This is a genomic window from Micromonospora sp. DT62 (genome assembly GCF_049847285.1).
In the GTDB taxonomy this organism is placed as follows: domain Bacteria; phylum Actinomycetota; class Actinomycetes; order Mycobacteriales; family Micromonosporaceae; genus Micromonospora; species Micromonospora reichwaldensis.
Genome location: NZ_JBNCOB010000002.1, coordinates 145,565 through 170,337, shown reverse-complemented (window position 1 = coordinate 170,337; position 24,773 = coordinate 145,565). Strand labels below are relative to the sequence as shown.

General features: G+C 72.0%; 27 protein-coding genes and 1 pseudogene. 12 read left to right on the top strand and 16 right to left on the bottom strand.

Annotated elements, in window-relative coordinates; translation table 11 throughout:
- The first annotated feature begins 25 nt into the window (after positions 1–25).
- Complete coding sequence (locus ACPXCB_RS04350) at positions 26–1,129, top strand: DUF5925 domain-containing protein (protein ID WP_425872405.1); 1,104 nt, start codon at positions 26–28, stop codon at positions 1,127–1,129.
- Between the two features lie 61 nt (positions 1,130–1,190).
- Positions 1,191–2,615: an MFS transporter gene (locus ACPXCB_RS04345; protein ID WP_425872403.1), complete on the top strand. Its 1,425-nt coding sequence runs from the start codon at positions 1,191–1,193 to the stop codon at positions 2,613–2,615.
- A 53-nt stretch (positions 2,616–2,668) separates the two neighbouring features.
- On the opposite strand, the gene ACPXCB_RS04340 is transcribed toward ACPXCB_RS04345, so the two are convergent.
- From ACPXCB_RS04340 to ACPXCB_RS04320, 5 genes are all read right to left on the bottom strand, one after another.
- A complete protein-coding gene (locus tag ACPXCB_RS04340) occupies positions 2,669–4,345 on the bottom strand; it encodes an alpha-amylase family glycosyl hydrolase (RefSeq protein ID WP_425872876.1) in 1,677 nt (558 codons plus the stop codon).
- A 59-nt stretch (positions 4,346–4,404) separates the two neighbouring features.
- Positions 4,405–5,451, bottom strand: a complete 1,047-nt coding sequence (locus tag ACPXCB_RS04335; RefSeq protein ID WP_425872401.1) for a LacI family DNA-binding transcriptional regulator — start codon at positions 5,449–5,451, stop codon at positions 4,405–4,407.
- A 60-nt stretch (positions 5,452–5,511) separates the two neighbouring features.
- On the bottom strand, positions 5,512–6,480 hold the full coding sequence (locus ACPXCB_RS04330; protein ID WP_425872399.1) for a carbohydrate ABC transporter permease: 969 nt from the start codon (positions 6,478–6,480) through the stop codon (positions 5,512–5,514).
- A 1-nt stretch (position 6,481) separates the two neighbouring features.
- Positions 6,482–7,531 (bottom strand): carbohydrate ABC transporter permease, encoded by a 1,050-nt coding sequence (locus ACPXCB_RS04325; protein ID WP_425872397.1) that lies wholly within the window; start codon positions 7,529–7,531, stop codon positions 6,482–6,484.
- 74 nt (positions 7,532–7,605) lie between these two features.
- The gene (locus ACPXCB_RS04320) at positions 7,606–8,946 is read right to left on the bottom strand and encodes an ABC transporter substrate-binding protein (protein ID WP_425872395.1); all 1,341 of its coding nucleotides are present in this window, start codon (positions 8,944–8,946) and stop codon (positions 7,606–7,608) included.
- A 247-nt stretch (positions 8,947–9,193) separates the two neighbouring features.
- On the opposite strand from ACPXCB_RS04320, the gene ACPXCB_RS04315 reads away from it, so the two are divergent.
- On the top strand, positions 9,194–9,973 hold the full coding sequence (locus ACPXCB_RS04315) for a peptidoglycan DD-metalloendopeptidase family protein (protein WP_425872393.1): 780 nt from the start codon (positions 9,194–9,196) through the stop codon (positions 9,971–9,973).
- Positions 9,974–10,092: 119 nt separating this feature from the next.
- On the opposite strand, the gene ACPXCB_RS04310 is transcribed toward ACPXCB_RS04315, so the two are convergent.
- The 5 genes from ACPXCB_RS04310 to ACPXCB_RS04290 all read right to left on the bottom strand — a co-directional run bounded on the left by ACPXCB_RS04310 (position 10,093) and on the right by ACPXCB_RS04290 (position 12,576).
- Positions 10,093–10,587 carry a TspO/MBR family protein gene (locus ACPXCB_RS04310; RefSeq protein ID WP_425872391.1) on the bottom strand — a complete coding sequence of 165 codons (495 nt, stop codon included), beginning with the start codon at positions 10,585–10,587 and terminating at the stop codon, positions 10,093–10,095.
- A 158-nt stretch (positions 10,588–10,745) separates the two neighbouring features.
- Positions 10,746–10,889 (bottom strand): GPGG-motif small membrane protein, encoded by a 144-nt coding sequence (locus ACPXCB_RS04305; RefSeq protein ID WP_165947907.1) that lies wholly within the window; start codon positions 10,887–10,889, stop codon positions 10,746–10,748.
- A complete protein-coding gene (locus ACPXCB_RS04300) occupies positions 10,880–11,656 on the bottom strand; it encodes a metallophosphoesterase family protein (protein ID WP_151453289.1) in 777 nt (258 codons plus the stop codon). The genes ACPXCB_RS04305 and ACPXCB_RS04300 overlap by 10 nt, the downstream gene beginning before the upstream one ends.
- 9 nt (positions 11,657–11,665) lie before the next feature.
- Positions 11,666–11,941, bottom strand: a complete 276-nt coding sequence (locus ACPXCB_RS04295) for a hypothetical protein (RefSeq protein WP_132239421.1) — start codon at positions 11,939–11,941, stop codon at positions 11,666–11,668.
- Positions 11,938–12,576 (bottom strand): nucleotidyltransferase family protein, encoded by a 639-nt coding sequence (locus ACPXCB_RS04290; RefSeq protein WP_132239419.1) that lies wholly within the window; start codon positions 12,574–12,576, stop codon positions 11,938–11,940. The genes ACPXCB_RS04295 and ACPXCB_RS04290 overlap by 4 nt, the downstream gene beginning before the upstream one ends.
- Positions 12,577–12,677: 101 nt before the next feature.
- On the opposite strand from ACPXCB_RS04290, the gene ACPXCB_RS04285 reads away from it, so the two are divergent.
- The 4 genes from ACPXCB_RS04285 to ACPXCB_RS04270 all read left to right on the top strand — a co-directional run bounded on the left by ACPXCB_RS04285 (position 12,678) and on the right by ACPXCB_RS04270 (position 16,990).
- A complete protein-coding gene (locus tag ACPXCB_RS04285; RefSeq protein ID WP_425872389.1) occupies positions 12,678–13,421 on the top strand; it encodes a dTMP kinase in 744 nt (247 codons plus the stop codon).
- Between the two features lie 278 nt (positions 13,422–13,699).
- Positions 13,700–14,614: a MurR/RpiR family transcriptional regulator gene (locus ACPXCB_RS04280; RefSeq protein WP_425872387.1), complete on the top strand. Its 915-nt coding sequence runs from the start codon at positions 13,700–13,702 to the stop codon at positions 14,612–14,614.
- A complete protein-coding gene (locus tag ACPXCB_RS04275; RefSeq protein ID WP_425872385.1) occupies positions 14,611–15,567 on the top strand; it encodes an N-acetylmuramic acid 6-phosphate etherase in 957 nt (318 codons plus the stop codon). Before ACPXCB_RS04280 ends, ACPXCB_RS04275 begins: the two co-directional genes overlap by 4 nt.
- A gap of 433 nt (positions 15,568–16,000) precedes the next feature.
- Positions 16,001–16,990, top strand: a complete 990-nt coding sequence (locus ACPXCB_RS04270) for a sigma-70 family RNA polymerase sigma factor (RefSeq protein WP_192581293.1) — start codon at positions 16,001–16,003, stop codon at positions 16,988–16,990.
- 69 nt (positions 16,991–17,059) lie between these two features.
- Here the strand turns inward: ACPXCB_RS04270 and ACPXCB_RS04265 are convergent, their stop codons facing one another.
- A complete protein-coding gene (locus ACPXCB_RS04265; RefSeq protein ID WP_425872383.1) occupies positions 17,060–18,034 on the bottom strand; it encodes an NlpC/P60 family protein in 975 nt (324 codons plus the stop codon).
- A gap of 496 nt (positions 18,035–18,530) precedes the next feature.
- Here ACPXCB_RS04265 and ACPXCB_RS04260 point away from each other — a divergent pair, with 496 nt between their 5' ends.
- Positions 18,531–19,055, top strand: coding sequence for a DUF6232 family protein (locus tag ACPXCB_RS04260; protein ID WP_425872381.1), 525 nt, complete (start codon positions 18,531–18,533; stop codon positions 19,053–19,055).
- Between the two features lie 6 nt (positions 19,056–19,061).
- Here the strand turns inward: ACPXCB_RS04260 and ACPXCB_RS04255 are convergent, their stop codons facing one another.
- Both ACPXCB_RS04255 and ACPXCB_RS04250 read right to left on the bottom strand, forming a co-directional pair.
- Positions 19,062–19,391 carry a DUF3817 domain-containing protein gene (locus ACPXCB_RS04255; protein WP_425872380.1) on the bottom strand — a complete coding sequence of 110 codons (330 nt, stop codon included), beginning with the start codon at positions 19,389–19,391 and terminating at the stop codon, positions 19,062–19,064.
- A 26-nt stretch (positions 19,392–19,417) separates the two neighbouring features.
- A complete protein-coding gene (locus ACPXCB_RS04250) occupies positions 19,418–19,855 on the bottom strand; it encodes a hypothetical protein (protein ID WP_425872378.1) in 438 nt (145 codons plus the stop codon).
- A 122-nt stretch (positions 19,856–19,977) separates the two neighbouring features.
- Here ACPXCB_RS04250 and ACPXCB_RS04245 point away from each other — a divergent pair, with 122 nt between their 5' ends.
- Genes ACPXCB_RS04245 through ACPXCB_RS04235 form a run of 3 tightly spaced genes read left to right on the top strand, consistent with a single transcriptional unit; the run spans position 19,978 to position 21,195 of the window.
- Positions 19,978–20,304, top strand: a complete 327-nt coding sequence (locus tag ACPXCB_RS04245) for a DUF6158 family protein (RefSeq protein ID WP_121400100.1) — start codon at positions 19,978–19,980, stop codon at positions 20,302–20,304.
- Positions 20,304–20,624, top strand: coding sequence for a hypothetical protein (locus ACPXCB_RS04240; protein ID WP_425872376.1), 321 nt, complete (start codon positions 20,304–20,306; stop codon positions 20,622–20,624). The genes ACPXCB_RS04245 and ACPXCB_RS04240 overlap by 1 nt, the downstream gene beginning before the upstream one ends.
- A gap of 34 nt (positions 20,625–20,658) precedes the next feature.
- On the top strand, positions 20,659–21,195 hold the full coding sequence (locus ACPXCB_RS04235; protein WP_132239401.1) for a DUF1360 domain-containing protein: 537 nt from the start codon (positions 20,659–20,661) through the stop codon (positions 21,193–21,195).
- 56 nt (positions 21,196–21,251) lie between these two features.
- On the opposite strand, the gene ACPXCB_RS04230 is transcribed toward ACPXCB_RS04235, so the two are convergent.
- From ACPXCB_RS04230 to ACPXCB_RS04220, 3 genes are all read right to left on the bottom strand, one after another.
- Positions 21,252–21,461 carry a hypothetical protein gene (locus tag ACPXCB_RS04230; protein ID WP_132239399.1) on the bottom strand — a complete coding sequence of 70 codons (210 nt, stop codon included), beginning with the start codon at positions 21,459–21,461 and terminating at the stop codon, positions 21,252–21,254.
- 133 nt (positions 21,462–21,594) lie between these two features.
- Positions 21,595–21,843, bottom strand: coding sequence for a hypothetical protein (locus ACPXCB_RS04225; protein ID WP_207914538.1), 249 nt, complete (start codon positions 21,841–21,843; stop codon positions 21,595–21,597).
- Between the two features lie 310 nt (positions 21,844–22,153).
- Positions 22,154–23,251 (bottom strand): 3-deoxy-7-phosphoheptulonate synthase, encoded by a 1,098-nt coding sequence (locus tag ACPXCB_RS04220; RefSeq protein ID WP_425872874.1) that lies wholly within the window; start codon positions 23,249–23,251, stop codon positions 22,154–22,156.
- 304 nt (positions 23,252–23,555) lie between these two features.
- On the opposite strand from ACPXCB_RS04220, the pseudogene ACPXCB_RS04215 reads away from it, so the two are divergent.
- Positions 23,556–24,710 (top strand): annotated as a pseudogene (locus tag ACPXCB_RS04215) (alkaline phosphatase PhoX).
- Positions 24,711–24,773: the final 63 nt, after the last annotated feature.

Below are 24,773 nucleotides of genomic sequence, written 5' to 3'. Positions count from 1 at the left end.
CGCCCCGGCTCGCGATCATCGACGGATGCGAACCACCCCCGAAGCGGACGAGGCACCTGGCATCGGCATTCCCTCGATGCTCCAGTACGACGACGCGGACACCCCCTGCGACGTCATCGACGCGCTGGTCCTGGCGGACTTCGTCACCGGCCGCCACCCGTGGTCGCACACCGTCCGGCTCTCCCGGGTGCGCCCCGACGCGCCGCTGACCGCCCCGGACGGGCGACTGCTCCGCACGTCGGTGGAGAACCGCCAGCTGTCCCGCCTGCTGGCCGGCGACGGCTGGACGGCCAGGGTGGTCACCTGGAAGGGGCGCGGCGCGGAGGTGACGGTCACGGCGGTCTCGGAGGAGGTGGGCCGGCAGGCCCTGGACCGGATCGTCGACGGCGCCGTCGAACCGGAGGATCCGGGCGCCGGCCGGATCGGCTTCTGGCACCAGAACCCGCGCCGGGGCAGCCAGCGCGACGTACGCTCCATCGCCGCGCCGGAGTGGGCGGCGATCCGGCCGAACTACGCCGCTGCGGCACGTGACGCGCTCGACGAGCTGATGGCGACCACCCCGGAGCGCCTCTCCGGCCGGCTGGTGCTGCTGCACGGGGCGCCCGGGACGGGAAAGACCACCGCGCTGCGCGCCCTCGCCCGCCAGTGGCGCGACTGGTGCCAGGTCGACGCCGTGCTCGACCCGGACGTGCTCTTCGCGGACACGGCGTACCTGTCCGAGGTGGCGGTCGGGGACGAGGACGGTGAGCCGGGGACGGGCCGCCGGTGGCGGCTGCTCATCCTGGAGGACTGCGACGAGCTGATCCGGGGCGAGGCGAAGCAGGCCGCCGGGCAGGCCCTGTCCCGGCTGCTCAACCTCACCGACGGGCTGCTCGGGCAGGGGCGCGACGTGCTCGTCGCGATCACCACGAACGAGGACCTGTCCCGGCTGCACCCGGCGGTGGTCCGCCCGGGTCGCTGCCTGGCCCGGATCGAGGTGGGCCCGCTGTCGTACGAGGAGGCGACCGGGTGGCTGGGCACGGCGGCGGGGGTGCCGCCCCAGGGCGCGACCCTCGCCGAGCTGTACGCGCTGCGGGCAGGCACGCCGGCCGCGTCCGCCGCCCCGCCCGCGATCGGCGGCTATCTCTGAGCGCCCGGCGCGCCCGCGCGTCGTCACCCGCTCGTGACCTGATCCTGGTTGGCTGCCGCACATGACCTTGACCAGGGGCGGGCCGGCGCGGGCCCGGGGCGGGACGCCCACGCACCGGTTCTACAGCGTCGTGGTCTTCGTGCTGCTCGCCTCGCTGGACAACGTGGCGATCGGTCTGGTGCCCCCGCTGTACGGGCCCATCTCCGCCGCCTTCGACGTGCCGCAGCGGCTGCTCGGCCTGGTCACCGCCGCGAGCTTCCTGGCCAGCGCGGTGGCCGCGGTGGGCTGGGCGTACGTGGGCGACCGCGCGAACCGCAAGCCGCTGCTGATGGTCGGCACCCTCATCTGGGCGCTGGGCACGGGCGGCAGCGCGGTCGCGGCGAACTATCCCGCCTTCCTGGCGGCGCAGATCCTGGCGGCGGTCGGGCTGGGCGCGGTCGGGTCGGTCGGCTTCTCGGTCGTCACCGACCTGATCTCGCCCCGCCGTCGGGGGCTGGTGATGAGCTTCTGGGGGCTGTCCCAGGGCGTCGGCACGCTCGCCGGCACGCTGGTCGGCGGGCTGCTGGGGGCCGCCGACTGGCGACGCCCGTTCCTGCTGCTGACCGTGGTCGGCGTCGCGGCGACCGTCGCCTACCTGTTCACCTACGACATCCGGCGCGGGCAGAGCGAGCCGGAGTTGGCCGACGCGCTCGCCACCGGCGCCGAGTACGACTACCGGATCAGCCGGGCGGACCTGCCGAGGATCCTGGGCCGGCGGACGAACCGCTGGCTGATCCTCCAGGGCCTCACCGCCCAGGCGGCCTTCGGGTCGCTGGTCTGGCTGCCGGTGCTCTTCGCCCAGCGGGCCGAGGACCAGGGCTACACCGCCGCCACCGCCGTGGTCGTGGGCAGCGTCTTCGCCACCCTGTTCCAGCTCGGCGGGGTGCTCTCCATCGTGGGCGGGCTGGTCGGCGACGCGCTGCAACGGCGTACGCCCCGGGGCCGGGCCCTGGTCGCGGCGGTCGGCATCCTCGCGGCGCTGCCGTTCTACCTGGTGCTCTTCTTCGTGCCGGTACGCATCGACGTGCCGGACGGCGCCGGCGCCGGCGCTGTGGTGCGGGCGGTGCTGACCAGCGTGTTCACCGAGCCGACGGTCGGGCTGAGCCTGCTCACCGCCGTCGTGGCGCTGGCGCTCACCTCGGCGAACTCGCCGAACTGGTTCGCCCTGATCGCCGACGTCAACCCGCCCGAGCACCGGGGCACCGTCTACAGCCTCGGCAACCTCGTCAACGGCGTCGGCCGGGCGGCCGGAAACGGGCTGGTGGGGGTGGCCTTCCACGGCCTGCGGGCGGCCTTCCCGCCGCCGCTGAACTTCGCCGTCGGGCTGGCGGTCTTCCAGCTCTTCTTCATCCCGACGGGCGTCATGTACTGGCTGGCCTCGCGGACCTCGCCGGGCGACATCGACGACGTCCGGGACCTGCTGCACGACCGCGCCGAACGGCTGTGAGCAGGGGCACCTTCCTGACGCACTGCGTGGGGAAGGTGCCCCAAACTCACCCGTCAGGCCGGGCGGACCCAGACCGTCACGTCGGTGGGCACGGCACCGTCGGCGTCCAGCGGGGCGCTGGCGTGCACCAGCTCGGACCCGGTGGGCAGCGGCACGGCGGCGTCGCCGAAGTTGGTCAGCACGGTCAGCCCCCCGTTGCGGAACGAGAGCACCTCGTCGCCGGAGGCGAGCCACTCCAGTGGGCCCTCGCCGAGCCGGTGCTCGCGGCGCAGCCGCAGCGCCGTCCGGTACAGCTCGTACGTCGAGCCGGGCGTGTCCCGCTGCCGGTCCAGGGCGTACTCCGCCCAGAGCGACGGCTGCGGCAGCCAGCTCGCGTCGGTCGGCCCGAAGCCGTACGAGGGGGCGTCAGCCTCCCACGGGATCGGCACCCGGCAGCCGTCCCGACCCCGCTCGGTGTGTCCGCTGCGCGCCCAGGTCGGGTCCTGCCGGGCCTCGTCGGGCATCGTGGTGTGCTCCGGCAGGCCCAGTTCCTCGCCCTGGTAGAGGTAGGCCGAGCCGGGCAGGGCGAGCATCAGCAGGGTGGCCGCCCGGGCCCGGCGCAGGCCGAGCGCGGCGTCCGGCTGCGGGTCGCCGATGCCGATGCCGTTGGGCCGTTTGCCGCCGATCGGCAGCCCCAGCCGGGAGGCGTGCCGGACCACGTCGTGGTTGGACAGCACCCAGGTGGTCGGGGCGCCGACGACGTCGGTGGCCTCCAGCGAGCGGGTGATCACCGCGTACTGGGCCGGCGCGGTCCACGCGGCCAGCAGGTACTCGAAGTTGAACGCCTGGTGCATCTCGTCCGGGCGGACGTAGCGGGCCAGTCGCTCGGCCGGCTCGACCCACGCCTCGGCGACCAGGATCCGCTCGTCCGGGTAGCCGTCCAGCACGCGCCGCCAGTCCCGGTAGATCTCGTGCACGCCCTCCTGGTCCCACATCGGCGGGCGCGGCTTGTCGATCTCCTGACCGGAGAGGATCTCCTGCGGCTCCTGCCAGTCGGCCAGGTCGGCCTGCTTGATCAGGCCGTGCGCCACGTCGACGCGGAAGCCGTCGACGCCGCGGTCCAGCCAGAACCGGAGCACCTCCAGGAACTCCTCCCGGACCTCCGGGTTGTCCCAGTTGAGGTCGGGCTGGCCCGAGTCGAACAGGTGCAGGTACCACTGGTCGGGGCGGCCGTCGGCCCCGGTGACGCGGGTCCAGGCCGGTCCGCCGAAGACGCTCTGCCAGTCGTTCGGGGGCTGCGCGCCGTCCGGCCCCCGACCGTCGCGGAAGACGTAGCGCTCGCGCTCCGGGCTGCCGGGGGCGGCGGCGAGCGCCGCGGCGAACCACTGGTGCGCCGACGACGTGTGGTTGGGCACCAGGTCGACGATGACCCGCAGCCCGCGCGAGTGCGCCCCGGCGATCAGCCGGTCGGCGTCGGCGAGGGTGCCGAAGAGCGGGTCCACGTCCCGGTAGTCGGCCACGTCGTACCCGGCGTCGGCCTGCGGCGACGGGTAGAACGGCGACAGCCAGAGCGCGTCCACGCCCAGTTCCACGAGGTGGTCCAGGCGGGCGGTGATGCCGGGCAGGTCACCGATCCCGTCGCCGTCGGAGTCGGCGAAGGAGCGCGGGTAGACCTGGTAGATGGTGGCCCTGGTCCACCAACCGGTGGCCGGGCCGGCGGGCGTGTCCTGGTGCGTCGGGTTGCTGTTCAGGGCCTTCTCCCGTGTGTCGAGCCGGTCGGTCGGATGCTGCCGGGCGTCGCCGGTTCCCGTTAGTGTGCCCGGGGTGGTGCGGTCGATTCACGCACGATCAGCCGAGTGGGCAGGATCACCGGCGATCCCGGCGTGTCGAGATAGGGGGTGCTCCCCGGCGGCAGGGCCCGACCGTGCAGCGGGTCGAGCAGGATCCGCGTGGCGAGTCGGCCCTGCTCCGCCGCCGGCTGCGCGATCGTGCTCAGCCCGAGGACGCTGGCCAGGTCGTGGTCGTCGACGCCGATCACGCTGACGTCCTGCGGCACCCGCAGGCCGGCGTCGCGCAGCGCGGTCATCGCCCCCATCGCCATCTCGTCGCAGGCCGCGAAGATGGCCGTCGGCGGGTCGCCGCGCCGGAGCAGCTCCTCGGTGGCCCGCGTACCGCCGCTGATCGTGAACTGCGACTCGACGTCCAGGCTGGGGTCCGGCTCGATCCCGGCCTCGCACAGCGCCTCCCGGTAGCCGCGCCGCCGGTCGAGGTGGGTGGTGTAGGCCAGTTCGTCGTCCGGGTCGCCGGTGATGTGGGCGATCCGGCGGTGACCCAGGTCGAGCAGGTGCCGGGTGGCGGTCCGCGCGACACCCACGTCGTCGATGCGTACGCAGGGCCAGCCGGGCACCACCGTGCCGGAGCTGAGGGTCACCCCGGGAAGCTTCAGCCTGCCCAGGGCGGTCAGGTCGGTGGGCCGCAACGGCGTGGCGACCAGCATGATCGCGTCCACGCGCTTGTGCAGGTCGGCGGTGCGCAGCACCCGGGCACGCACCTGCTCGCGCCCGCCGAGGTTGTAGAGCAGCAGGTCGTAGCCCGCCCGCTGGAGGATGTCCTCGACCGCCTCGACCACGGTGCCGAAGAACCACCGGGTGATGCGGGGGACGACGACGGCGACTGTGCCGGTGCGCCCGCCGGCCAGCCGCGAGGCGCTCGGCGAGACGGCGTACTGCAACTGCTCGGCCGCCGCGAGCACCCGGCGCCGGGTCGCGGCCGAGACCGTCGGCAGCCCTCGCAGCGCCCGGGACACGGTGGCGGTGGATACCCCGGCCAGGCGTGCGACATCATCGATCCTCGTCACGCTACCCCCCGCTCCGCGCAGCTCCGCCGCCGCCGGTGAACCGGCGGCGGCGGAGACGCCTCAGCCCTTGACGCTGCCGGCGAGCAGGCCGCGCACGAAGAAGCGCTGGAGGGACAGGAAGACGATCAGCGGTACGACGATCGAGATGAACGCACCGGCGGTGAGCCGCTGCCACTCGTTGCCCCGGGTGCCGGCCATCTCGGCCAGCCGGACGGTGAGCGGGGCGGTCTCGTCGCTGCCACCCGCGAAGATCAGCGCGACCAGCAGGTCGTTCCAGACCCAGAGGAACTGGAAGATGCCGAACGCGGCCAGCGCCGGGGTGATCAGCGGGAGCACGATGCTGCGGAAGATCTTCGGGTGGGTGGCCCCGTCGACGCGGGCCGACTCCATCAATTCTCCGGGCAGCTGCGAGATGAAGTTGTGCAGCAGGAAGACGGCGAACGGCAGCGCGAAGCAGGTGTGCGCGAACCACACCTGCGCGAACTTCTGTTCGTCGACCAAATCCCAGGCCGGCATGACGGTGACCCCGGCGACGGTGACGCCGGTGGAGAAGAACTTCAGCAGCGGCACCAGGGCCATCTGCAGCGGCACGATCTGCAACGCGAAGATCGCGATGTACATCCAGTCCCGGCCGCGGAAATTGATCCAGGCCAGCGCGTACGCGGCCAGGGCCGCGAAGGCGAGCGGGAAGAGCACCGACGGGATGGTGATCGCCAGCGAGTTGATGAAGTAGCTGGCGAGTTGCCCGGACGACGAGGAGCGCCCGAACAGCACCTCCTGGTAGTTCTCCAGGGTGAACGACGGGTTGGTGAAGAAGGTCCACCACCCCGTGCTCTTGATCTCGCCCTCCGGCCGGAACGAGGAGATGAACAGGCCGAAGGTGGGGATGGTCCAGAGCACCGCGATGGCGATCGAGACGAGGGTCGCGGTACGGCTGTTCAGCCGCTTGCGAACCCGTCCGGCGGTGCTGGTGCCGTGGCCGGCGGTCTTCTGGGTGCCGGCGGCGACGGTGGGCGTTGCGGTGGTCATCTCAGCCCTCCCGCTGCTGACGGAGGTTGCGGATCTGGTAGATCACGATCGGGATCACCAGGATGAACAGGAAGACCGCCAGCGCCGAGCCCTGCCCGTTCTCGCCGTACCGGAACGCCTGGTTGTACATCTCGTTGGCGATGACGCTGGTCTCGTAGTTGCCGTTCGTGGACGTCCGGACGATGTCGAAGACCTTGAGGGTGGCGATCGACAGCGTCACCACGACCACGATCAGCGCCGGGCGGATGCTGGGCATGGTGATCTGCCAGAACATCTGCCACGGGGTGACCCCGTCGAGGCGGGCCGCCTCCACGATGTCGGCGGGGATCGCCTTGATCGCGGCCGAGAGCACCACCATGGCGAAGCCGGCCTGGATCCAGACCATGATCACGATCAGCAGCAGCGTGTTCAGCGGTGAGTCCAGCAGCCACTGCTTCGGCTCGCCGCCGAGGCTGACCACGATCTGGTTGAGCAGGCCGATCTGGTCCTGCCCGTCACCCCGGTACGCGTAGACGAACTTCCAGATGATGCTCGCGCCGACGAAGGAGATCGCCATCGGCAGGAAGATCAGCGACTTGGCCACGGCCTCGAACCGGGCCTTGTCCACCATCACGGCGTAGAGCAGCCCGAACGAGGTGGCGACCAGCGGGACGAGGAGCACCCACACCAGGGTGTTGATCAACACCCGGACGATCGAGTCCTCGGAGAACATCCAGCCGTAGTTGCGCAGCCCGACCCACTCGTTGCTGTTGCCGTCCATGAACGACAGCATCGTGGTGCGGATGGCCGGAACCACCAGCCCGACGGTGAGCAGCAGCAGCGTCGGCAGCAGGAAGAAGAGCGCGAACGTGCCCTCCCGCGGCTTGCGCCGACGGGGGAGCGGGGCGCCGCTCGCTGCGGCGGCGATGATCTGCTCCTCCCTGCGCCGGGCGAACCAGGACGGCACCACGTCGAGGAGCAGGAGCAGGCCACCCACGACCAGGACGAAGGCGAACAGCCCCCACCCCAGCATGATGAACTTGTCCTTCTCCTCGATGAAGTCGAACTCCATCGACCCTCCTTCAAGGGTTCGGTGACGAACCGGGGGGACCGGCCCGCGCCAGCGGACCGGTCCCCCCGGTCAGATCACTTCCAGCTGCTCTCGATGCCCTGGAGCACGGTGGCGGTGTCCTTGCCGTTGATCCACTGGACCATGCCCTTCCAGAACGTCCCGGAGCCGACGGCCGCCGGCATCAGGTCCGAGCCGTCGAAGCGGAAGACGGTGGACTTGTCCTGGAGGATCTGGACGGAGAGCTTGTCGATGGGGTTGGCGACGTTGGCCAGGTCGAGCTTGTTGTTCGCCGACACCCAGTCGCCGATCTTGGCGCGGCTGTTGGTGTACTCGCCCGACGCGAGGTAGGTCTGCACGGCCTGGACCTCGGGACGGTCGGCGAAGGCCGCGACGAACTCGCCGCCACCCAGCACCGGCTTGCCCTTGCTGGCGTCGATCGCCGGGAAGTAGAACGCGAAGACGTCGCCGTCCTCGGCCACCTTGGTGCCCTTCGGCCACTGGTTGGCGTAGAAGGACGCCTGACGGTGCAGCGCGCACTTGCCGGTGGTGATCGGCACGCCGGCCTCCTGGAAGGAGGTGGTGGCGATGCTCTTCACGCCGCCGAAGCCGCCGTTGACGTACTTCTCGTTCTTGAGGATGGTGCCGGCCTTGTCGAGGGCCTCGGCGACCTTCGGGTCGTTGAACGGGATGCCGTGGGTGGTCCACTGGTCGTAGACCTCGGGGGTCTGCGTCCGCAGCATCAGGTCTTCGATCCAGTCCGTGGCCGGCCAGCCGGTGGCCTCACCGGACTCGATGCCGGCGCACCACGGCTTGGTGCCGGCGGCCGCGATCTGGTCGCTGAGCTTGATCAGCTCGTCCCAGCTGGTCGGGACCGTCCAGCCCTTCTCCTTGAAGGTCTTCGGCGAGTACCAGACGAAGGACTTCACGTTGGAGCCGAGCGGGGCGCCGTAGAACTGGCCGTTGACGGTGCTGTACTTCAGCCAGTCGGCCGGGTAGTTCTCCTCGGCCATCTTCTTGGTGTCAGCGCCGACGGGCTTGAGCTTGCCCGAGTCGACGAAGCGCTTGAGCAGACCCGGCTGCGGGATGAACGCGAGGTCGGGGGCGTTGCCACCGTCGACCCGGACGTTGAGCTGGGCCTCGAACTCGCCGCTGCCCTCGTGGTCGATCTTGATGCCGGTGCAGTCCTCGAACTGCTTCCAGGACTCCGCGAGGCGGTCGGCCTCGATGTCCCGGATCGACGAGTAGATCGTGACCTTCTTGCCGTCGTTGTCGCCGTACTTCTCGTATGCGGCACACTCCGCGGAGCCCGCGGTCTCACTCTTCTTGTCGCTGCCGGTGCCGCAGGCGGTGGCGCTCAGCGCCAGCCCCAGCGCGCCGGCGATCGCGAGAGCCTGGCGTGATCTGGCAAACGCCATGCTGTTCTCCTTCCTTGCCGGCGCGTCAGGGATCGAACCCGCGCCGGTCCGATGGGCGTCACCACATGTAAGCGCTTGCATCTGGGCTGGTCCACCCCTATCCGGACACGAGCGAGTAACAATCCGGAAACCCGTAAACCCCCTGCTGGGCGCGCTCCCACACGGGAATTCGACCCCTTTCCATTGATGTCATTTTCTGTCACTCTGGAGGCCGGCAATCGAAGGATTTCGACATAGGAGGTATTGGATGGGCAAGCGGTGGTTGGGCCTGCTGGCGGCCGGTCTGCTGGCTGTGGGGGCGCTGGTCGTCCCGGCGGCCCCGGCGATGGCCGCCCCCACGTTCAAGGTCCCGTTCCCGTGCGGGCAGTCCTGGTCCGGTCAGACCCGGACCAACCACAGCCCGGCGTACTCGGTGGACTTCAACCGCACTGACGACCTGGGCGACCCGGTGGTGGCGAGCGCGCCGGGCACCGTCGACCGGGTCACGGATCTCGGCGGCACCAGTTACGGAAAGTACGTGCGGATCAGCCACGCGGGCGGCTACCACACCTACTACGCCCACCTCAACGGCTTCAACGTCTCCGTGGGCCAGAGCGTCGGCTACGGCAAGGTGATCGGCTGGGTCGGCAGCACCGGCGGCTCGACCGGCCCGCACCTGCACTACGAGCAGCGGCTCAACGGCGCCGACATCCAGGTGCGGTTCAACGGCGCGCTCGCCCTCTACTGGGGCACCAAGAACTACTCCAGTGACAACGGCTGCGGCGGCAGCTCCGGTTCCGGCACGGTCAACACCACCAGCGGGATCGCGCTGACCGTGCGGTCCGGCCCCGGCACCGGCTACGCCGCCGTCGGCACGGTCGCCGATGGCGCCCAGGTGACCATCCAGTGCCAGACCAGCGGCACCAGCGTCACCGGCACCTACGGCACCAGCACGATCTGGGACCGGATCGGCTCCGGCCGCTTCATCTCCGACGCGTACGTCTACACCGGCTCCGACGGCTACATCCCCGGCGTACCGCGCTGCTGAACGGGTGACGGGGCCCCGGCTGCACGCCGGGGCCCCGTTCCGTCGTCGTGCCCTCCGTCGCCCGGCTCAGCCGGTTCAGCCGCCAGATGGCGCTCAGCCGTTCAGGCGCCAGATGGCGCTCAGCCGTTCAGGCGCCAGATGGCGAAGTTGAGGGCGGCCGCGAAGGTGACCCACGCCCAGTAGGGCAGCATCAGCAGGGTCGCCGGGCGGGACACCTTGCGGAAGAGCGCGACCGTCACGCCGATCGCCACCCACATCAGCAGGATCTCGGCGAACGCCAGCCCGTAGCGGCCGGCGCCGAAGAAGAGCGGCGTCCAGACGGCGTTGAGCACCAGCTGGGCGATCCACGCCCAGAGGGCCGGGCCGAAGCCGACCCGCCGCCAGACCAGCCAGCCGGCCACCGCGATCATCGCGTAGAGAAGGCTCCAGACCGGTCCGAAGAGCCAGGACGGGGGAGCCCAGGCGGGCTGTTCGAGGCTCGCGTACTCGGCCGAGGTGCCCTGCACACCGAGCCCGCCGATCGCCGCGGCGACGAACACCGCCGCCCCGAAGCCGAGCAGTGCCCACCACTGCCGGGCGCCGCCGGTCCGTTCAGCGCTCCTGGACATCTCCATGGTGGGGATATGTCCGCTGAAGGTGGACGGTAAACCCGCGGTCACCCTCCGGCCGGCACGACACCGGGGTCGTCATGCCCGGATGCTCCTGTCGGGAGGACGGAGTTCCGGTCACGACGACCCCGGTGGGTCCTGAGCGGCGGCCTGTAGCCGCCTCGTCAATTGAAGATGCTCACACCACCCGGCCCGACGAGCAGGCCGACCACGATGAGGACGACGCCCCACAGGATCTGCCGCCGGAACAGCGCGAGGATGCCGGCGACCACGAGTACGACTGCGAGAATCCAGAGAATCAGCTCCATGTTTGCTGAATACCCGACCCGCCGACGCCGGAAACCTGTGCGTGATCGAGGTGGTCGCCCAGGTGGAAGACGCTGTACGCCTGCTTGATCACGGGGTGGGCGACGTTGCGGACGCGTACCCCGCCGGGCGTGGTGCCCCGCTCGGAGCCGGCGTGCGCGTGCCCGTGCAGGGCCAGCGCGGTCGGCGCCGAGTCGATCGCCTGCCCGAGCTGGTACGAGCCCAGGAACGGGTAGATCTCCAGCGGCTCACCGGCGAGCGTGTCGGGCACCGGCGCGTAGTGGGTCAGCGCCACCAGCACGTCGCACTCCAGTCCCCGCAGGGCGGCGGACAGGGCGTCCGCGCTCTGGGTGGTGGTCCGGACGAACGCCTTCATCTCCGGCTCGCCGAAGTCGCTGGCGCAGCGGCCGGCGAACCCCCCGCCGAACCCCTTCACCCCGGCCACACCCAGCCGGCCACCGGCGCAGTCCAACACGACGCCGTCGCCCTCCAGCACGGTGATCCCGGCGTCCTCGAGCACCTTGACCACCTGCGGCACCTGGTCGCACTGGTGGTCGTGATTGCCCAGCACGGTCACCACCGGCACGCCCAACCCGCCGAACTCGGTGGCCACGCACCGGGCCTCCGACTCCGTCCCGTGCCGGGTCAGGTCGCCGGCGAGCAACAGCACGTCGGCGTGCTCGGGCAGCTCGTCCAGTGCCGGCCGGAACCGGCCGACCACGTCCTCGTCCAGATGCACGTCGCCCACGGCGGCGATCCGGATCACCATGGAACCTCCTCAGGGCAGTTGCTCGATCTCCGTGGGCGCCTGCGCGCGGATCACCCCGATGTCGCTGGTGACCGGCACGTCGGGGAAGCGCTCGGCCACCCGGCGCAGGATCTCCTCCCGCCGGTGCGGGCTCTCGACCTCGCCGTAGAGCACGAGGCCGCGCTCCCGGCGGACCACGGTGATCCCCTGCTCGGCCACGTCCGGGTCCTCGGCGAGCAGCCGGTGGATCTCCGCCTCGACGTACTCGTCGGGCGGTCCGGTGGCGACGTCGCGGTGCTCGGTCACGGTGTCCCCTCTCCCTCGCCGGTGCCGGAGTGCGGCACCACTTCCAGCCGGTCCAGCAGCACCAGGAACGCCTCCGCGTACGGGGAGTGCTGCGTCTCCTTGCGTACCCGTTCCCAGTCGATCTGCTCCCGCAGGGAACGGGCCAGCGGCAGGCCCCGGGCGAAGTCGCAGTAGTGCTGCGAGAAGCTCAGCAGCTTGTGCACCATGAGTTGGCTGGCCGAGAGCACGGGCATGTGGATCGCGTCGACCGGCCGCACGACCGTGTCGGCGAACGTCTCCTCCGTCACCGGCGTCTCGATCGGCCGGTGGATCAGGTCCACCATGCGACCGTCGTCGAACACCTTGACCAGCCAGTCCTCGGGCGGTCGCTCGGCGGTGAAGCCCGCCGCGACCAGCGCCTCGAGGGACCGTTCCACGTCGACCTCCCGGATCAGGAAGTCGACGTCGTGGTCGCTGGAGTGACCGCCGTGGGCGTACACCGCGAAGCTGCCCCCGAGCGCGAAGGGAATCTCTTCCTGCTTGAGCACGGCGGCGACCTTCTTCAACGTGTGCACCAGGCTCTCGTCCCCGCGCTCTGCCATTGGCGTCTCCCGTCGATGGTGGTGGGCGGCTGATCCAACTCCGGTACCCGGCATCCCGGCGGGCCACACCTGGCAGGTGGCACGGTCGGGGTCAACCGGGAGGACACGGCACAAATCTCCGGGTACGCGAGCGTGGGTCGGATAGCCTGTGCAGAGTGTCCAGATCACCGGGGGCGCGGCGCGGCAGGGCCCGATTGCGCGCCGTCGCCCTGATCGGCATCGACGGCTCGGGCAAGACCACCCAGGCGCACCGGCTCGCCGACGCGCTCACCGCGGCGGGCCGCCCCGCCACCTACCACCGCAACGCCGGCGGGCGGCGCTGGCTGGGCCGCCTCGCGCACCGCCTCGGCCGCCCGGACGCACAGCGGCTCGTCGGGCGCAGCGGCATGCTGGCGGTGGAGTCCGTGCTCCGCTGGCTGGCGATCGCCCTCGCCCTGCTCAGCTGCCTGGCCACCGGCCGGGTCGCGGTGATGGACCGCTACTCCGCCTGCCAGTACGCGAGCATCCGGGCGCACGGGGGCCAGCGCTGGGAGCGGCTGGCCCGCGCCGGCTACCGGATGTTCCCGCGACCGCAGCTGACCTTCCTGCTGACCGTCGATCCCGCTGAGGCGTACCGGCGGATCGAGCAGCGCGGCACCGACCACGAGAGCATGCGCTACCTGACCGCCGCCGACACCGCGTACCGGACCCTGCCGGAGTTTCCGACCTTCGTCGTGGTGGACGCCGGGCGCCCGCCGGAGGAGGTCTCCCGGCAGATCCAGGCCCACCTGGCGGGCTGGCTGGCGTCGTCCGCCGACGGTCGCGACGGCCGGTCGCCCGACGGTCGGGACGGGCGATCCGCCGTCGTGCCCGGGCCGTCGGGCGCGGAGCCGGTCGCGATCGGCCGGCTGAGCGCCTGAGCCGACGGCCCGGGCCGGCTGCCCGGGGTCCGGCCGGGTGACGGGGCGCCGCGGGAAGCGGCGGGATGGCATCGTCTGTACGGGGCCGAGTGCGGGCCGACGGCGCCGTATGGCCTCTCCACGCAGGTCCGGCGGGGGAGGCGACGTCCTCCGTGGAATGGCACGCTGGGCGGTACGGATGGCACGCTGGGCGAAGCGGCATGTCCGGGCGGGCGGTACTTTCCTCAATACGCGCAGTCATGGTTGACGCTCACGCCTCGTGAAAGTAAGTTTCATCCGTGGCGAAGAGTCCGAAGATTTCTGCGAGTCACGAGCCGGGTGGGCTTATCGTCCACATCAGCGGCCTGCTCCCGTCGTTGTCGCCGGCCGAGCAGCGGGTCGCCCGGCTGGTGGTCGCCGACCCGGCCGCCGCCTCGCGTCGGACCATCACCGACCTCGCCACCGTCGCCGAGACATCCGAGGCGACCGTCATCCGCTTCTGCCGATCGGTCGGCATGGACGGCTACCCGCAGCTGCGGATCCGGCTCGCCGCCGAGGCCGCCCGCCGGATCGAGCCGCCCGACGCGCGGGTCGTCGGCGGCGACATCCCGCCCGGGGCCGACCTCGCCCAGATCATCGCGACCATCGCCTTCAACGACGCGCGGGCCGTCGAGGAGACGGCCGAGCAGCTCGACCCGGCGATCTGCGAGCAGGTCGTCGACGCCATCGCGGGCGCCGGAAGGATCGACGTCTACGGGGCGGGCGCCAGCGGCTTCGTCGCCTCGGACTTCCAGCAGAAGCTGCACCGCATCGGCCGCACCGCCTTCTACTTCCCGGACGTGCACACGGCGCTGACGTCGGCTGCGCTGCTCGGGCGGGGCGACGTCGCGGTCGGCATCTCGCACACCGGCACCACCTCCGACGTGATCGAGGTGCTGGAACAGGCGCGGGCCCGGGGGGCGGCCACGGTGGCCCTCACCAACTTCCCCCGGTCGCCGATCACCGAGGTGGCCGACTTCGTGCTCACCACGGCCGCCCGCGAGACCACCTACCGCTCGGGCGCGATGGCGAGCCGGCTGGCCCAGCTCACCGTCGTCGACTGCCTCTTCGTCGGGGTGGCCGCGCGCAACCGGTCCCGGGCCAGGAAGGCCCTCGAAGCGACAGCCGAGGCGGTCCGGTCGCACCGGGTCGGCCCGGGACGGAGGCGGGCATGACGGCGGGCGCGGTGGAACCCCACGAGGTGACGGCCCCGGTGACGGCCCGGCCGGTGATCCGGGTCGGCGCGCCGACGGAGCGGCGCAACCCGCTCAGCGCGGACCTCGACCTCATGTCGACCCGGGACGTGCTCACGGTCATCAACGAGGCGGACCGGCGGGTGCCCGGCGCCGTCGCGGCCGTCCTCGACGAGATCGCCGCGACGGTGGACCTAGCGGTGACCGCCCTGCGCGGCGGGCACCGGGTGCACTACTTCGGCGCCGGCACCTCCGGCCGGCTCGGCGTGCTCGACGCCGCCGAGCTGGCGCCCACCTTCAACTCGCCCCGGCATTGGTTCTGCGCCCACATCGCGGGCGGGCCGGAGGCCATGTGGCGGGCGGTCGAGGACGCCGAGGACGACGACCGGGGCGGCGCGGCGGAGGCCGCCGACTGCGTACGGGCCGGGGACCTGGTGGTCGGACTCGCCGCCAGCGGACGCACACCGTACGTCCTGGGGGCGCTCGCCGCGTCGAGTGCCAAGGGGGCCTCGACCGTGCTGCTCTGTGCCAACCCGGAGGCGCAGGCCGCCCGGTCGGTGGACGTCTTCATCGGGGTGGACACCGGACCGGAGGTCGTCACCGGGTCGACCCGGATGAAGGCGGGCACCGCGCAGAAGCTGGTGCTGAACACGTTCTCCACGGCCGTGATGGTCCGGCTGGGCCGGGTCTACTCGAATCTCATGATCGACATGGTCGCCACCAACGCCAAGCTCCGGGGCCGGATGATCTCGATCCTGATCGAGGCGACCGGCTGCTCGGAGGAGATCTGCCGGCGGGCGCTCAACGAGGCCGACGGCGACATGAAGGTGGCGCTGGTCTCGCTCGTCTCCGGGGTGGAGGTGTCCGCCGCGCGGGCCGCCCTGGCCCGCTCCGCCGACCAGGTCCGCGGCGCCCTGGCCCTGCTCGTCTCCTGAGCCGACCCCACCCCCGCCCCCGCCCTGCGATCCCCGTCACGTACGGGCACGGGTCCGCGGTGCGGATTGTTCACCGGGGGGTGGGGTATTACCACGGGCGTGGATGAACCGACCGGTCCACCAGTGCGTGACTTCGCAGTGACGAGGATCGCAGCCCGACGGTGACCCGGGTCGCTGCGTCTGCGGGCGGGGCGGTGCTGCCATGGACCGGGACACGGCGACACGTCGATCCGTCGCCCCTGGCGTGGTGCCCATCGGAGAGCCGCCACCCGGGTGTTGACAGCAAACATGGACCGCGCTCTCAGCGGATTATCAGGCATTCGTGACACTTTCGACTCACGACATGGAATCCCCGGCGCGTCTCAACTGTTGTGTAGGTGTCAGCACCGGTGGGCACAGCGGAAGTTACGGGGGAGGGCTGATGGACGTGGGGATGGCAAGGAACCGGGCAACCGGCGCGAGCGAGGGGACCGTGGGCAACGTGGACAAGAACATCGGCATGCGAACCGACGAGGTTGCCGAGGAGCGCGACCTGGTCGGCGTCTACCTTCACGAGATCTCCCGGACGCCACTGCTGGACGCCGCCAAGGAAGTCGACCTCTCCAAGGCCATCGAGGCCGGCCTCTACGCCGAGCACCTGCTCGGCGCGGACCGCGTCCCCGCCGGTGCCGACCGGGACGACCTGGAGCGGCTGGTCGCCGAGGGCGAGCGGGCCAAGGACCTGTTCATCCGGGCCAACCTGCGACTGGTCGTGTCGATCGCCCGCCGCTACGTGCGTTCGGGCATGCCCATGCTGGATCTGATCCAGGAGGGCAACACCGGCCTGGTGCGGGCGGTCGAGAAGTTCGACTACGTACGCGGCTACAAGTTCTCCACCTACGCGACCTGGTGGATCCGCCAGGCGATCAGCCGGGCGATCGCCCAGCAGGAGCGCACCGTGCGGCTGCCGGTGCACCTGGTCGAGGACGTCAACCGGATGCGCAACGTGGCCCGGCAGCTCACCCGTGAGCTGGGCAGCGACCCGGAGCCGGAGCAGATCGCGGCGTCCCTCGGGGTCACCGTCGAGCGGGTCAACGAGCTGGTCCGCTGGTCGCAGGACACCGTCTCGCTGGACACCCCGGTGGGCGACGACGGCGACACCAACCTCGGTGACCTGGTCGCCGACAGCGACGCGCCGTCGCCGGAGGAGATCGTCCTGACGGGGCTGGAGCGGCAGCGGATCGAGGGTCTGCTCAACCACCTCGACGACCGTTCGGCCGGCATCATGCGGGCCCGCTACGGGCTCGAGGACGGCCGGGAGCACTCCCTCACCGAGGTGGCCTCGCGGTTCTCGCTCTCCCGGGAGCGGATCCGGCAGCTGGAGATCCAGGCGCTCGGTCGGCTCCGCGAGCTGGCCCGGGCCGAGGGCCTACAGGCGGCCTGAGCAGGGTAGGAACAACGCGAACGGCCGGCGTCCGATAGGGGGACGCCGGCCGTTCGCGTTGCCGGTGGGTCAGCGGACCCGACCGTAGCCCTGGATGGGCATCAGGTTCATGCCCCGTTTGAGCACGTTGCGCCCGGCGCTCGGCGCGTCGATCACCTGTCCGCCGCCGACGTAGAGGCCCACGTGCCCGAGCCCGCTGTAGAAGACGAGGTCGCCGGGGCGCAGCTCGCTGCGGCTGATGTGGGCCACCGCGCCCCACTGCATCCGGGTGTTGTGCGGCAGTGACTTGCCGGCGGCCCGCCAGGCCGCCGAGGTCAGGCCCGAGCAGTCGTACCCGTTCGGCCCGTCGGCGCCCCAGACGTACGGCTTGCCGAGCGCGCCGTACGCGTACCGCACCGCGACGCCGGCCTTGCCGGAGACCGTCGGCGCCTCCTTCGCGCTGTCGGACCGGGCGGCCGGCTTCTCGGTGGCCCGGCCGTACGCCTGCCGGCGCAGCTCGTAGAGCTCGGCGAGGTCGCCCTCGATCCGCTTCTTCGTGGCGGTCATCTCGCGGGCCTGCGCCGCCTGCCGGCCCAGCGTGACCTCCAGCCGGGTCTTCTCGTCGAGCAGCCGGCGCTGGTTGCCCGTGAAGTTCGAGATCTTCGCCTGCCGCTGCCGCGTGAGCTGGTCGAGCATGCTCAGCCGGTCGAGCAGGGTGTCGGCGCCGTCGGGACGCAGCAGCGCCTCCGCGGTGCTCAGGTTGTTGCCGGTCTTGTACGCGGTCACCGCCATCTCGCCGACGTCCGCCCGGCTCCGTTCGGTCTCCTGCTCCAGCGGACCGATGCGGCTCTGCACCCGCGCCACGGCGGCCTGGTTGGTCTTGATCTCCTCCCGGAGCTTGTTGTACGCCTCGACGACGTGTTCCAGCTGGGAGGAGGAATTCTCGATCCGCCGGGTCAGCTCGGCGGGGGACGGTTCGGCCCGGGCGGGTATGGCCGGGGCGAGCAGCGTGGCCGACACCACGGCGACCGCCAGGGCGCGCAGCGTGTTCCTGAGGGACGACAAGAGCGGAAGGCTCCTCTCCCATCGGCCGCCGCGGGCTGCTGACGCCCTCGGCGGCACCGGGCCGGTGCCGTCCGGGTGGACGGCGATCGACCGGGCCGACCGGGACAACCTATCCCGGGGCAGGAGTGATGCGCAGTTGAAGCAGGGTCGAATGTTGGCCGAGTGACGGAAATTGTCGATCACGACGGGTGCGGTGCGTGATCAGCTCCTCCGACTCGCTGCGACGGGCGGCGGCTATTGTCGGCGATCGGGCGATCCGTGCCGTTCGTCGTTGTCGGCGTATGCCGTCGGAGCGTGAGCCGTTATGACCGACAAGACCGACACGGCGGTCGGAACCGGCGGGCCAGGTGACCGCGGCCCTCGGACGCGAGCCGAAATCGCCGTCCGGGCTGGCACGTGCGTCACACAATGAAGCGCGCAGCCGGGAATCCCGCCGACCGGCAATGCGAGACCGTCGACGGGAGCCGACCCGGCACCAGCCGCGGGAGGTAGAACCGTGAACCCTCAAGGCGCCACCCGACAGACGCGGTCATCGCGGACGACCGCGCAGAAGAACACCCTCCTCTACGCCCGACCCGGGATCATCGTGACGGTCGACCGCTTCACCGTCGGCCGCAACAGCTGGCCGGTCACCGAGCTGACCCACCTCCAGACCGGCCGCGGCCCGCACGACCGCGTCGCCGTACGGGCCGTCCTGGTCACCGGCGCCATGATCGGCGGCGTCGGCCTGCTGCTCGGCTTCACCGGCGGGCTGCAACGGCTCACCGCGGGGGCGTACCTCGTCCTGGGCCTGGTGTTCCTGCTGCCGGTGCTGGTCGCGCTGGTGGGGGACCGGTGGCGGCCGCCCGCGTACGAGCTGTGGGGCCGGCGCCGGGGCGAACGGGTGCTGCTGTTCAGCAGCGACGACGAGCGGCAGTTCGGCCAGGTCACCCGGGCCCTGCGCCGGGCCCGGGAGATGAACCGGTACGGCGGCTGGGAGGACCCGCTCGCCTCGGCCGACCCGTGGCGGCCCACCCGGTGACCGGCGTCAGCCGGCGACCGGCTCCGGGGTGCGCTCGGACTTCTCCGCCGTCACCCAGGAGCTGACCCGGCGCTCCGCGTAGAAGGAGACGAACGGCACCGTGCCGGCCAACATCACCAGGACCATCCGCTTCAGCGGCCAGCCGGCCCGGCGGGACAGGTCGAACGCGGCCACCAGGTAGAGCATGTAGAGGAAGCCGTGCGCCTGGCCCACGGTCTCCACCAGGATCGGGTCGTCGAAGCCGTACTTCATCGGCATGCCGATCACGACCAGCAGGATCAGCGCCACGCCGACGATCCAGGCGATGACTCGGTACCGGGTCAGGGCTGCGCCCACCGTCGTCCGTCCTTTCGCGTCCGGCCTCAGCCGGGGTAGTCACCGGGCTTGGCGCCCGGGTTGTCGTTCAGCCATTGCAGGTAGTGGTTGTAGGCGACGAGGTCGCCGTCCTCGCCGCCGCCGGCAGCCGCGGACACGCGGGCGACCCGCACGGGTCGGCGTACGACCGGGCGCGTCGCGGCGGCCTGCGGGGCGTCGGCCGGTCGCGTCCCGGCGGCGGTCGACGCTTCCCCCTGCGTGTCGGCCGGCGCCGCCGGCCCGCGCAGGGCGTGCCGGACCTCACGCCACCAGACGAAGACCACGAAGCCCGCGAAGATCGGCCACTCGACCGCGTAGCCCCAGCTGATCGCGTTGCCGGCGGCGGCCCGGCTGACCTGCCACCAGCCCAGCGCCAGGAAACCGGTGACGAGTACGACCATGGCCACGTGGCGCGCGATCCACGCCGGGGTCCAGAGCCGTTTCATGGCATCGAGAGTACCGGGGGCCGCCGGGGTCTCCGACGCGGCGTCGTAGGTGCGGGGATGGTTTGGTGCCTTCCGGTGTGGGCATCCGTCTAGACGCGAGCCCAAACCAGAGCAGGGGGTCGATCATGACGGGATCGGTACGGCAGGACGACTTCGGCAGCCCGGAGCAGCGGATGCCCGAGTGGGACGGCGACCATGTCCACGACAGGGCCTCCGGCGAGGCGGATCCGCCCGACGGCGAGCTGCTCGGCGTCGACCCCGCCGAGCTGGCCGACGAGGACCTGATCCGGGAGATGCACAGCCTGCACCGGACCCGCCTCGACACCCTGCGCCACGCGGCGGACTCCGCGCTCGCCAACCACCTGCGGCGCACCGCCGAGCTGGAGACCGAGTACCTCGCCCGGCACCCCGGCCGCGAGGTCGACCCGAACCGGCTGCGGGACGCCTGATGGCGTCCGCCGAGCGCGGGATGTCCGCGCCGCCGGAGGTCGTGTTCAACACCGCCACCGACCCCGCCCGGGCGTCGGCGTGGCTGCCCGAGCCGCTGCGGGCCGACGGCAGCCCGGCGGACGAGGTCAGCGCCGAGGAACTGCGGGCCCGGTGGAGCGCCGCCGGGGACTGGTCGGCGGAGATCCGGGTGGAGCCCGCCCAGGCCGGTGGCGCCCGGATGCGGCTCGACCTGACCGGCGGGCCGGATGACGAGCGGCTGGCCGACGAGGCGCTGGACAGCCTCGCCCGCGAGGTGGCCGACAACCTGCAAGCCGGCTGAGCCGGACCGCACCCGAGAGGATCGAGGAGACCGGGTGACCGCCCTGAAGGAGAAGGTGGCGCGGCTGCGCCAGGCGTACGCGCCGCACGAACACCGGCCGCTGGGCGGGTACCTGGCGGCGATGGGAACCTACGCCGGGGTGACCGCCGGCATCGCCGGTCTGGTCAGGGCGACCGGCCGCCCGGTGCCCGAGCGTCCCGCCCCGGCCGACGTGGTGCTGCTGAGCATCGCCACCCACAAGCTCAGCCGGCTGCTGACGAAGGACGCGGTGACGAGCCCCCTGCGGGCGCCGTTCACCCGGTACGACAAGCCGATCGGCAGCGGCGAGGTGATGGAGCAGGTCCGTGACCAGGGCAGCTCCACCCGGCACGCGATCGGGGAGCTGCTGAGCTGCCCGTTCTGCCTCGCCGTCTGGGTCGCCACCGGGTTCACCGGCGGCCTGGTGCTCGCCCCCCGGCTCACCCGCCTGGTGGCGACCGCGCTGACCGCCGTGGCCGCCTCGGACTTCCTCCAGATGGCGTACGCGGTGGCCCAGCAGGCCGCCGAGGGCGGCGACCACGACGAGGACTGACGACGTACGACGGAGGGGGCCGGCGCTTGAGCCGGCCCCCTTCGTCGTGGCTGTCCTCAGGTCGGGGTGGTGCCGTGGTCCTGGCCGGCCCAGCCGCGGGAGGCCTCCGGCTCGCGCTCGTCGGCGTCCGCCCCGGTGATGACGTCCCGGTCGACCGCGGTGCGGTCGTGCTCGTTGGCGAAGTCGGGCTCCGGCAGGGTGTCCCGGCCCTCCGGGGGCTGACCGAGCGCCGGCAGCTTCTCGTGCTCTTCCTCGTGGTGGGACATCTCGCTCTCCTCACTGCTCGTCGGCCTCCGGTGCGGAAGGCCGTCCGCCCCCGGGGGACGGGTGGGCGGCGGTCTCGCCCCACGACGGGTCGTCACGGCCCGCTGGGGCCGTGCCGGTCCCGGCCGCCGGGCGTCAGGTGACCGAACCGCCGAGCAGGTCGGCCACCTCGTCCACGGCGTACTCGCCCTCGGGCAGGGCGGCCATGCGGGTGAGGAGCTGCGCGGGAAGCTCGGCGGCGACGGCCCGACGGTAGATGTCCGCCTGACTGATCCGCTCCTGGCCGTGGTAGAGATCCTCGAGGAGGTCGTCGAGGCGCCGGATGTCCGGCTCCTCGATCACGGGCGCGTCCGTCACGGGTGCGTCGTCGGTCACGACGGTCAGCTACCCGCGTCCGAACCGGTGAAACGTCGCCGGGCCGTGCGCGGAGTGGTCGCCGGGGCTGTGACGGCGGTCATGGCGCGGGTCGGAACACCGGTGGCGGGTCCCTGGTTGAATGAGGTGTCGGTGTGTCCAGTGTCCCCGGGCCTCACCTAATTGCCTTCGCGGAATACCGTTCGGCTGGAGCCGCGTCGTGCCACTCGCCGAGAGGCGACCTGCACACCGACACCGGTGCCGCCCCCGAGCCCTCCTGGGCCCGGGGGCGGCACTGTCCGTCTCCACCACCCCCGTGGCGGGCCGGCCGGAGTGGGGATCAGGCGGGGGTGGGGGCCGGGGTGCGGCGGCGGGTGCGGACGGCGGCGGCCAGGTGGCTGAGGACCTCCTCGGTGGTGTCCCAGCCGATGCAGGCGTCGGTGACCGACTGGCCGTACGTCAGCTCGCGGGTCGGGTCGAGGTCCTGGCGGCCGGCGAGCAGGAAGCTCTCCAGCATGATCCCGACGATGCCGCGCTGGCCGGCGTCGAGCTGGGCCGCCACGTCGGCGGCCACCCTCGGCTGGTTGCGGTGGTCCTTACCGCTGTTGGCGTGGCTCGCGTCGATCACCACGCGCTCGGGCAGGCCCGCCGCCCGCAGCAGCGCCAGGGCGCCGGCCACCGACTCCGCGTCGTAGTTCGGCCGGCCGCTGCCGCCGCGCAGCACCAGGTGCCCGTCCGCGTTGCCCCGGGTGTGCAGGATCGCCGGCGTGCCGGAGACGTCGATGCCGGGGAAGACGTGCGGTACGCCGGCGGCCCGGATGGCGTCCACGGCGGTGCCGATGCTGCCGTCCGGGCGGTTCTTCATGCCGATCGGCATCGACAGGCCGGAGGCGAGCTGCCGATGCACCTGGCTCTCCACCGTCCGCGCGCCGATCGCGCCCCACGCCACCGTGTCGGCGATGTACTGCGGGGTGATCGGGTCGAGGAACTCGCAGCCGACGGGGAGCCCCAGGCGCAGCACGTCGAGCAGGAGCGCCCGGGCGGTACGCAGGCCGGCGTTGACGTCGCCGGAGCCGTCCAGCCCGGGGTCGTTGATCAGGCCCTTCCAGCCCACCGTCGAGCGCGGCTTCTCGAAGTAGACCCGCATCACCACCAGCAGGTCGTCGGCCACCCGGGCGGCGGCGTCGCGGAGCAGGTGGGCGTACTCCAGGGCGGCGGCCGGGTCGTGCACCGAGCACGGGCCCACCACCACCAGCAGGCGGTCGTCGGCGCCGTCCAGCACCCGGCCGACCGCGCGTCGCCCGGCCAGCACGGCCGAGGCGAGCGTGTCGTCGAGGGGCAGGTCGTGGTGCAGCAGGGCCGGGGTGGTCAACGGCACGACGCGGTCGATCCGCTGATCGCTGACCCGAACGGTCTCCGGGGTGGTCACGGTGGGAATCCTTCCGCCGACCGTGCCCCGGGGCCGGTGCCCAGGTCGAGCCGGCTGCTCGTACGCAAAAGGGCAGGAACGAGAGCTCCTGCCCGGCCGGCTCGAATGTGGTGACGTCAGATCATGGTGAAGTCACCGGCGTGCGAGCCGGCTGCCTAAACCATCGATACGAACGCGTCACGCGGCCCAGCGTACCCGGTTGCGCGGGAAGGTCCACCCGGTCGTCGGGAAAGACTCGCTTCGTGTTTACCTTCATCGATGCGTGCGACGGTAGTTCCATCGACACCGATAGCTGCCCCTCCGGAGGTTCCCGATGGACCGTCGTACCGTCCTGCGTGCCACCGTCGTCGGCGGCGCCGCCGCCTTCTCCGGCAGTCTCTGGGCCGGCGCCGCCCATGCCGCCCCTGCTCAGCCGGGTGCCAGTCCCTACGGGCCGCTCGGCGCGGCCGACGCCAACGGCATCCAACTGCCCGCCGGCTTCACCAGCCGGGTCGTCGCCCGCTCCCGCCAGGCGGTGCCCGGCACGTCGTACACCTGGCACGACGCGCCCGACGGTGGCGCCTGCTTCGTCGCCGGCACCGGCTGGATCTACGTCTCGAACTCCGAGATCCTGAGCACCGGTGGGGCGTCCGCGGTGCGCTTCGCCGCCGACGGCAGCGTCGTCTCGGCGTACCGCATCCTGTCGAACACCAACCGCAACTGCGCGGGCGGCGCGACGCCGTGGGGGGACCTGGCTCTCCGGCGAGGAGGTCAACCGCGGGTACGTCTACGAGACGTACCCACAGGGCGGCCGGGCCGGGGCCCGGCGGGCCGCGATGGGCCGGTTCAACCACGAGGCCGCCGCCTGCGACCCGGACCGCCGGGTCGTCTACCTCACGGAGGACGAGACCAGCGGCTGCTTCTACCGGTTCCGGCCGACCACCTGGGGCGACCTCTCCGCCGGCACCCTGGAGGTGCTGGTCGCCGGCACGGGCACCAGCGGCCCGGTGAGCTGGGCGCGGGTGCCCGACCCGGACGGCTCGCCCACGCTCACCCGCGACCAGGTCGCCGGGGCGAAGCGGTTCAACGGCGGCGAGGGCTGCTGGTACGCGGACGGCACCTGCTGGTTCACCACCAAGGGCGACAACCGGGTCTGGGCCTACGACGCGGTCGACCAGAGCATCGACCTGGCGTACGACGACTCGCTGGTCTCCGGGACGGCGCCGCTGACCGGGGTGGACAACATCACCGGGCCCGCTCGGGCGACCTCTACGTCGCCGAGGACGGCGGCAACATGGAGATCAACGTGATCACCCCGGCGGGGGTGGTCGCCCCGTTCCTGCGGATCACCGGCCAGTCCTCGTCGGAGATCTGCGGGCCGGCGTTCTCGCCCGACGGCAGCCGGTTCTACTTCTCGTCGCAGCGCGGCACGTCCGGCTCCTCCTCCGGTGGCGTCACCTACGAGGTGCGCGGACCGTTCCGCTCCTGAGCGGCCCGTCGCCGCCGGTGCCGGTCGCGATCATCCGGGCGCGATCATGCGGCGTGCCGGAGT

What these genes read in the sequence shown, in the direction of transcription:
- ACPXCB_RS04320 (WP_425872395.1), bottom strand. Translation starts at nt 8,946, where the DNA reads ATGGCGTTTGCCAGATCACGCCAGGCTCTCGCGATCGCCGGCGCGCTG.
- ACPXCB_RS04290 (WP_132239419.1), bottom strand. Translation starts at nt 12,576, where the DNA reads ATGCCGGGTACCGGAGTTGGATCAGCCGCCCACCACCATCGACGGGAG.
- ACPXCB_RS04330 (WP_425872399.1), bottom strand. Translation starts at nt 6,480, where the DNA reads ATGACCACCGCAACGCCCACCGTCGCCGCCGGCACCCAGAAGACCGCC.
- ACPXCB_RS04315 (WP_425872393.1), top strand. Translation starts at nt 9,194, where the DNA reads ATGGGCAAGCGGTGGTTGGGCCTGCTGGCGGCCGGTCTGCTGGCTGTG.
- ACPXCB_RS04275 (WP_425872385.1), top strand. Translation starts at nt 14,611, where the DNA reads ATGACGGCGGGCGCGGTGGAACCCCACGAGGTGACGGCCCCGGTGACG.
- ACPXCB_RS04305 (WP_165947907.1), bottom strand. Translation starts at nt 10,889, where the DNA reads ATGGAGCTGATTCTCTGGATTCTCGCAGTCGTACTCGTGGTCGCCGGC.
- ACPXCB_RS04250 (WP_425872378.1), bottom strand. Translation starts at nt 19,855, where the DNA reads ATGAAACGGCTCTGGACCCCGGCGTGGATCGCGCGCCACGTGGCCATG.
- ACPXCB_RS04300 (WP_151453289.1), bottom strand. Translation starts at nt 11,656, where the DNA reads ATGGTGATCCGGATCGCCGCCGTGGGCGACGTGCATCTGGACGAGGAC.
- ACPXCB_RS04345 (WP_425872403.1), top strand. Translation starts at nt 1,191, where the DNA reads ATGACCTTGACCAGGGGCGGGCCGGCGCGGGCCCGGGGCGGGACGCCC.
- ACPXCB_RS04325 (WP_425872397.1), bottom strand. Translation starts at nt 7,531, where the DNA reads ATGGAGTTCGACTTCATCGAGGAGAAGGACAAGTTCATCATGCTGGGG.
- ACPXCB_RS04270 (WP_192581293.1), top strand. Translation starts at nt 16,001, where the DNA reads ATGGCAAGGAACCGGGCAACCGGCGCGAGCGAGGGGACCGTGGGCAAC.
- ACPXCB_RS04350 (WP_425872405.1), top strand. Translation starts at nt 26, where the DNA reads ATGCGAACCACCCCCGAAGCGGACGAGGCACCTGGCATCGGCATTCCC.
- ACPXCB_RS04240 (WP_425872376.1), top strand. Translation starts at nt 20,304, where the DNA reads ATGGCGTCCGCCGAGCGCGGGATGTCCGCGCCGCCGGAGGTCGTGTTC.
- ACPXCB_RS04230 (WP_132239399.1), bottom strand. Translation starts at nt 21,461, where the DNA reads ATGTCCCACCACGAGGAAGAGCACGAGAAGCTGCCGGCGCTCGGTCAG.
- ACPXCB_RS04310 (WP_425872391.1), bottom strand. Translation starts at nt 10,587, where the DNA reads ATGGAGATGTCCAGGAGCGCTGAACGGACCGGCGGCGCCCGGCAGTGG.